The organism is Paenibacillus sp. J22R160 (genome assembly GCF_059692135.1).
This window is the reverse complement of record NZ_JCAUAU010000014.1, coordinates 158794-165889: the sequence shown is the minus strand read 5'-3', so window position 1 is coordinate 165889 and position 7096 is coordinate 158794. Positions and strand designations below refer to the sequence as shown.

General features: G+C 48.4%; 7 protein-coding genes. 2 read left to right on the top strand and 5 right to left on the bottom strand.

Annotated elements, in window-relative coordinates; all coding sequences use genetic code 11:
• Positions 1-166 precede the first annotated feature (166 nt).
• Both AC58UW_RS23785 and AC58UW_RS23780 read right to left on the bottom strand, forming a co-directional pair.
• Positions 167-1687, bottom strand: a complete 1521-nt coding sequence (locus AC58UW_RS23785; protein ID WP_497423065.1) for a leucyl aminopeptidase — start codon at positions 1685-1687, stop codon at positions 167-169.
• A gap of 21 nt (positions 1688-1708) precedes the next feature.
• Complete coding sequence (locus AC58UW_RS23780) at positions 1709-2722, bottom strand: aldo/keto reductase (protein WP_497423064.1); 1014 nt, start codon at positions 2720-2722, stop codon at positions 1709-1711.
• A 311-nt stretch (positions 2723-3033) separates the two neighbouring features.
• On the opposite strand from AC58UW_RS23780, the gene AC58UW_RS23775 reads away from it, so the two are divergent.
• The gene (locus AC58UW_RS23775) at positions 3034-3213 is read left to right on the top strand and encodes a hypothetical protein (protein ID WP_497423063.1); all 180 of its coding nucleotides are present in this window, start codon (positions 3034-3036) and stop codon (positions 3211-3213) included.
• Between the two features lie 169 nt (positions 3214-3382).
• Here AC58UW_RS23775 and AC58UW_RS23770 read toward each other — a convergent pair whose 3' ends face one another.
• Both AC58UW_RS23770 and sigI read right to left on the bottom strand, forming a co-directional pair.
• The gene (locus AC58UW_RS23770; protein ID WP_497423062.1) at positions 3383-4810 is read right to left on the bottom strand and encodes an anti-sigma-I factor RsgI family protein; all 1428 of its coding nucleotides are present in this window, start codon (positions 4808-4810) and stop codon (positions 3383-3385) included.
• 29 nt (positions 4811-4839) lie between these two features.
• Complete coding sequence (gene sigI, locus AC58UW_RS23765; protein ID WP_127455543.1) at positions 4840-5619, bottom strand: RNA polymerase sigma factor SigI; 780 nt, start codon at positions 5617-5619, stop codon at positions 4840-4842.
• A gap of 196 nt (positions 5620-5815) precedes the next feature.
• Between sigI and AC58UW_RS23760 the strand changes: the two genes are divergently transcribed.
• Complete coding sequence (locus tag AC58UW_RS23760; protein ID WP_497423061.1) at positions 5816-6457, top strand: helix-turn-helix domain-containing protein; 642 nt, start codon at positions 5816-5818, stop codon at positions 6455-6457.
• Here AC58UW_RS23760 and AC58UW_RS23755 read toward each other — a convergent pair.
• Positions 6428-6841, bottom strand: a complete 414-nt coding sequence (locus AC58UW_RS23755) for a hypothetical protein (RefSeq protein WP_497423060.1) — start codon at positions 6839-6841, stop codon at positions 6428-6430. The two genes, AC58UW_RS23760 and AC58UW_RS23755, sit on opposite strands and share 30 nt — an antisense overlap.
• Positions 6842-7096: the final 255 nt, after the last annotated feature.

The following is a 7096-nucleotide window of genomic DNA, read 5'->3' as shown; positions in this document are numbered from 1 at the left end:
GCAAGCGAATCCACGGTGCGATAGGTTACATGTCACCAGCTCGCTTTGCTGCGCAGTTCAAGAACAAAAAAACGGGATAAGAGTGTCCACTTTCTTGACAGAGGTCCAAAATTCCATTTATTCATGCTGTTACTGTGTTACTCCACTAAATAACGGTAGTATTTCCCTATAATATATAAGTGGCGCTTTGATCGCCGCATAAATAAGCAGCTAATGTCCGGACCATAACACCCGTTGCCCCTTTGGGCTCAATGCCTTTGGCTGACCATAACCAGGCGGTGCCGCCTGTATCCAGATGAATCCATGGCGTTTCTTCGGCGAAGTACCCGATGAAAAGTCCTCCGGTGATAGCCCCCGCCCAGCGGTCTGATGAGGCTTGATTCTTGATATCGGCCACATCGCTTTTCAGCATATCGCGATATTCCGGGTAGTTTGGCAGCTGCCAGAGCTTCTCTCCCGCTTCACCAGCCGCTTGAAGCAGCGGTTTCAGGAACTCATCATCGTTCGTCACAGCCCCCGTCGCTACATCGGCAAAAGAGATTAAGATAGCTCCTGTCAAAGTAGCTACATCAATCAGACGGTTCGCTCCGAGCTTCTTCGCGTAGGTAATGCCCTCCGCCAAGATAATACGGCCTTCAGCGTCCGTATTCAGCACTTCTACGGAGTGTCCGCTTAGCATCGTCACGATATCGCCTGGACGATAAGCCGAGCCGGACGTCATATTTTCCGCTGACGGTATGACGACGACAATGTTAATCTTCGGTTTCAGCTGCCCGACGACGTGAAGAGCTCCAAGCAGCGTTGCGGCTCCGCCCATATCGCTGATCATCTCTTCCATGCCGTCGGGGCTTTTCATCGAGATGCCGCCGGTATCGAAGGTCACGCCCTTACCGACGAGGCCGAGCACGTCGGCTGAGTCCGGATCACCCTTATACTGCAGGGTGATCATCCGTGGCGGGTTGGCACTACCAGCGCCAACCGCGATCAGACCGCCCATCCCCCGGGCGGCGATCTCGTGCTCGTCCAGCACCTCGCAGCCGAAGCCGTAATGCTGGGCAAGCTTCATGGCTTCCTCTGCGAGGGTAGCCGGAAGGAGCTTATTGGCCGGGAGGTTCGTGAGATCCCGGGCATAGTTCGTGCCCTCCGCAACCGCCTCAGCGGCTGCGATCGCGGATGTCAGAAGCGCTGCATCTGCAGCCGCATCTGTGAGCAGTACCGCCCGGCGCAGCTCTGCGCGCGCCGGCTCGTTAATGCGGTACACCGCGATGCGGTATGTACCGAGAAGCAGCCCTTCGGTCAGCGCCGTGACGGCGGACCTGCTGTCGATGCCGCTTGGCAGCTTCAGCGCCAAGCTATCGAGCTTCAGCGCGAGTGCCTCGCGCGCTGCATGCACGGCGGCTGCTCGCAGCGTATCGCGCGATGTTGCGGGGCCGATCCCCGCAACGAGCACGTACGCGTACGGCAGCAGCCCGTGGGTGGGCAGCGCCTCGAGCTCGCCTGAGGCGCCGGTGAAGATGCCCTTCGCGCGCATGCGCTGAAGGGCTTGGTCGAGCTGCGGCTCGCCGAGGACGGTGTCCTCGCGCAGCTCAGCTTCACTTAGGCAGACGAGGACGGCGTCTGCCCCTTGATCGTTATGCGTGAATGACGTGAACACGCCTGTCGTAATTGCTGTGTTTTTTGCAAACATAGTGTCATTCTCCCTGTTAGCTTAATAGAAAGATGCTGCCTTCTGAATAACTGACTGCATGGGCAGGTGATACGGGCATTTCTCTTCACAAATCGGCTTCTCTTTGCATGGATCATGGTCAGCACAGCCTACTATTCTATCCTTTTGTCTTTGGAAAAATCCCTCACCCTTCGGCAGCAAACCAAATTTCTCCCTGAATCTGCTCGCAATCATCACATCCGGAATGGCGATTTCGAGTGGGCACGAGCAGTAGTTGCAGCGTCTGCAATCGTGCTGACCGAGTTCAACAGCCAATTGTTCGAGCTCTTGGCGCTCTTCCGTCCCAACCTCCTGCTCTTGAGCAGCCAGGTTTTCCTGCACTTCCTTAACGCTGACCATCCCCGAAATGGTAACATGTACGTTCTGGCTGTACGGATATCGGATGGCACGGTCAACGGGCTGAATGAATCCGCCTGATAAAGGCTTCATCGCAACTTTCATTAGATCCATCTCTGTCGCTTTGGGAATAAGCTCCTCTAAAGCAAAAGGCTGAGCTAAATTCAAATGAAACAAAATTTGATCGAATTGCCCCTTAGCGATCCATTTCGTTAGCAAATCCGGTCGGTGTCCGGAAATGCCGATGAAGCGGACTTTGCCTTCTCGCTGAGCTTCCAGAGCGGCCTTGTAAGCACCTTCGATGTCCATTGCCTTTTTAAATTCAGTTACGTAGTTTACATAGTGAATTTGGAGTAAATCGACATGGTCCGTTTTCATCCGCACCAGGCTTCGCTCAATCTCAGCCTTCGCCGTTTCATAATCTCGCGCCCCTGTTTTCGTCGCCAAGAAGTACTCGTCCCTGCGATGCGAAATGCATTCGCCGATGATCTCTTCGCTGTTGCGATAGGCGGCTGCGGTGTCGATATAATTAATGCCGTGATCCAAGGCATAGTTCAATGCTTCTCTAGCCTGTTCCAGGGGGACATTTGGAAGATTCATTGCACCAAAGCCCAGTGATGATACGTTATAACCGGATTTACCGAATCTCGAATATCTCAAGCCAATATCTCCCTTCCATTCCGTTAGCGAGGATAAGAATAATTGCACATGCAACTATTGTAATACAACTTTATCCTACTTTCCACGAGATCGTGCATGCTTGGGGGAACTACAGGGCGCTATATCATTAAAAAGCAGCCAAATGGAAGGCTCGTGGGAACTACAGGGCGTTATTCCCTCAAAATGAGTACCAATTCTGCGTAAATCGGAGAAATAAGAGATCAGAGTTCCGCTACCTGCGTCCAAACGCCTGATTTGCAATAAATAGAGGACCATAGTTCCCCTTATGTGTGCGGGGTGTGGGGTGTGGGGTGTGGGGTCCGTGGTGTGGGGTGCGGGTTACGGGTTACGGGTTACGGGTTACGGGTTACGGGTTACGGGTTACGGGTTACGGGTTACGCGTTACGCGTTACGGGTTACGGGTTACGGGTTCGGGTTACGCGGTACGGGTTACGGGTTACGCGGTACGGGTTACGCATTGCCGGTTGTGAATTATGAGTTGCAGATTGCCGGTTCTACACTCACCGCTCCTCGTTTCCCGTTCTGCACTCCCCGTTTCGCGCGCTCTACTCTCCGTTCCCCGCTCATCATTCACCATCCTCCACCTCTCTCCACACAAAAAAAACCCAGGCCACTCCAAAGAGTGTACCCGGGGTCTCATCAATCGTCCTTGCCATCATTCTTCTGGCCCCAATCCCGATTGCCCCAATTCCAATTGAAATTGTGATCATTCCCTGACTTTGGAGTCGATGTTGGCTTCGTTGTTGCCGTTGGTTTTGCTGTCGGCTTCTCCGTCGGTTTCGCCGTCGGTTTGCTCGTGCTTGTTGGTTTAACGGTCGGCTTTACACTAGGCTTCGGAGTCTCTCGTGGCTTAGACGATGATCCATTTTTCGGATCATCGTCATTGTCGTCCCCACGGCCTGGCCTTGGTGTATTTTTGTTATCATCGTTATTATTCTTGCCGTTGTTATCCCTGCCATTGTTATCTTTGCCGTTTTTATCATCGTTGTCGTTCTTGCCAGTTTTGTCGTTGTTATCGTCACGACCGTTTTTACCATCCTGGCCGTTCTTGTTGTCATTGCGATTGCTTCTAGGTGTCGGCGTAGGTGTCGGCTTCACGCTAGGCTTACCATTGTTATCGTTCTTACCAAGTTTGGTATTGTTATTAGTGCCATTGCCGTTCTTGTCATTCTTATCAGGGCTTGGATTGCTTTTGCCTTTATCCCGGTCGTCTTGAATTTGCTGAATTCGCGCGTTCAATTTCCCTGATTTTTCATCGGCGACAAGTCTTTGCAGCGAAGACTTATCGATAGGCTTCGATGATGGCACCAGCTTATCTATCCCACCGTTTTCTTTGGCTAACTGATGGATGGAGACGCTTTTGATGTCATCCAGAGATACTTTTGCCCCATTGTCTACGGCATTGAGATAAATGGCATATTTACCTGCGGATACACCGCTGGCTTTTGCTTCTTGTCTTACTTCTTGCGGTGCTGCGAAAGCAGTCACTTCATAATTCTTGACTTGCTCGGGATGAGCTTGCTCAATATGTTTGCTAACCTGATTCTTCATCTTCGTGGCTATCGCTTCATCATTCACTGCTGCTTTTTGTTCTACGACTGTAGATGAGATGATGATATCGCCTTCCCCTTTGGCAAGGGCTCCCTGCTCCGCTTTATCCAAGATGTCTGAGGTAACAGCTTCTAGCGACTTGCCCTTGAACACCAAGGTGCTGATTAACTCATCGCCGTCTGAATTTAATCCCTGTAAATCTTGAACAACCTCTTCGTTATCAATACCAATCTCGATACTTGGATTGATATCTATGGTTACGTAAGCAACCACTTGGCCACCTGGCACACTTCCCGTCAATGTGGATACCAAGACGAAACACAAGACAATTGCAGCAGTCAAACCAGATAGAATCCCTATTTGCGGTACCCGGAAACGCCTCGTCGCAGGTGCAAACAGTATCTCTTCCCCTACTTCACAATTTCGTGTTCCCCTAGGGAGCTTCTCAAATCGACCCTCTGGACTCATGACAATAATGGAGCTGTCGCTTATTTCCATTACGATTCCCTTGTTCATGCGCTGTTCTTCCTTTCTTAATGCAGTCCTCATTCTCGAATATGTAAATAATCCCGCAAGTAAGGGTATGGACCGTTGTAAATGAGAGCAATAGCAATCAAATATTTACGGTTGCGCTCCAAGGTTTTTCTAGAAACCTGTACTTGCTCCAGCAGCTCTTTAATGGGTAGCTGCCGTTTCGTTAGAAGAGTCCGCATAAGTTCCGCATCCTGTGCCAGCGTCCGACCGATGCCGAAAAGCATCTGTCTGGAATCGTCATGTTTAGGAGAGGCTTCCGTCAATTCAGAGAAATCGATATCAAAATCACTTAAGCAGCGACTGAAATCCATGATTTCACTTCGCCGTTCTTCAAGTCCTTTTTGCTTTTCATAAGCTTCTATGGCTTGATGAACCTCAATCGGATTAAGTAGGTTATCTTCATCATCTTCCTGATCGAATGAACTATAAGGAATCTGTCCTTTGAAACGTTGTTCTTTACGCAAGAAATCAATTAATCTTCTCCGCATAACAGTTTCGGCAAACCCGAGGAAAGATCTCCCCATAACCGAAGAGTATTGATTAATGGCTTCGTTAAATGCCCCTAAAGCAATGCTGAATTCATCATCCCTAGCCGGATCTATATATCTTTTACAGAACCTGCTTGTCACTTTAGCCACATAAGGCTGATAGTCTGAAATAAATTGATTCCTAAGTCTTAGGTCTCCTGATTGAATTTGATGTATGGTAACCTCAAGGGAAGAGGCATAGGATTCACTTTGACCCTGGGATTCCTTTTTTCCAAGGAACCTTTTGAATAGTACCAGTAGCACCTTTCCACCTCACAGTATAGTATTTTCGTCCTTATGTATATCAATTCGGGGGGTACAATATATGTAAATCAGAAATAAAAAGCAAATTTATTATAACATAGATGTCCAAATGAGCACCTACTGGGAAATAAAACCTTTGTAGACGATTTCATTTTAATCTAGAATCCTTTACAATTAAGGTAAGGAGGTGTTTCATTTGGAACAAGGTAATCAATTTGGCAAGTTTCTAGAGACGCTGCGAGGTAAAATGTCCTTGCGCAAGGTTGCCAGCAAAAGCGGCCTATCTCATGCGTACATTCGAGATTTAGAGCTCGGACGTAATCGTACCACGAATGACATCATCAAGCCATCCCCTGACACCTTAAGGAAGCTTTCGCAAGCCTATCAATATCCTTACACGGATCTTTTAATGAAAGCCGGATATCTGGAAGAAGCGTCATCTTGGCAGACGCCTAACGAAATCCGTTTAGATAATGTCTGGTATGTGGAGTTCGGTACGAAATCGATCAAGTACGTCTCGCAAGATGGAATTGTGGAAGAAAACGTAGAATCTCTCGTGGCTTTTACTAGTTTCATAGAAGCATTAATGGATCTTCAATTTGTAAAAATGGATATGCATTTGTTCGTTAATCTGAACAAAATAAAAAAGTATGCCCCCTCAGAAGGCAAACTTTATTTTGATACTTATGAAGACGAGCCTTGTGTCACCATCGCTGCTATGGCGCAGATGAAATATCATCAAATGCTTGTGGACTATGTAGCTCGCAACACAGGTACAGCTGCCCAGACCGATGGCGATATCCGCCACTTATCGTTGAAAGCTAAGCTCCTTACCTAGCATAACATAGATGAATAGAGCTGTTGCGATACCAAGCATTTGAATCGGCATCAGTGCGCTTAGCACACTGTCTGGATAGGAATGTCGGTAAATAATTCCGATGATTACGACAATAATGAACAGGTAGAAGCCTGCATTTTCTTTGGTTGGTAATATTCGTGTGTAATGCGTCAGGAACGTAAAGCCCAACCGAAGCTTGTGTATGCCTACAAGAATGCCGCATTTCACGCATATCGCCAGCAGCAGGATGATAACGGTGTTACCCGGATCATTTTTCATGTCAGCATAGGAAGTGAGCGGGGTCAGTTCCCATATCGCGAGGACACCTGTAGACACAATCACAGACAGGATGTACCCGGATAATGCGAGGATGACCGCGGGCATTGGGTAAAATCTCCACACAGATACTAGCAGCACACATATGATACTTATATATAAAATAGGCCTTTGGCCAAGGTATGTGACCAACGTTCCAGCAAGGAATGCCAAAGCAATCGGCATCCAGTGCGGCTTTATTTTTTGTCTGAATAGAACCAATGAGAATAGAATCATGGGAACAAAATCAAGACAGGTCAAGATAAATATCGCCCATGTAAACAAATACTAACCCCTCATTTCTAAGCTTGCTCTTAAGAAATT

What these genes read in the sequence shown, in the direction of transcription:
- AC58UW_RS23785 (WP_497423065.1), bottom strand. Translation starts at nt 1,687, where the DNA reads ATGTTTGCAAAAAACACAGCAATTACGACAGGCGTGTTCACGTCATTC.
- AC58UW_RS23770 (WP_497423062.1), bottom strand. Translation starts at nt 4,810, where the DNA reads ATGAACAAGGGAATCGTAATGGAAATAAGCGACAGCTCCATTATTGTC.
- AC58UW_RS23755 (WP_497423060.1), bottom strand. Translation starts at nt 6,841, where the DNA reads ATGCCCGCGGTCATCCTCGCATTATCCGGGTACATCCTGTCTGTGATT.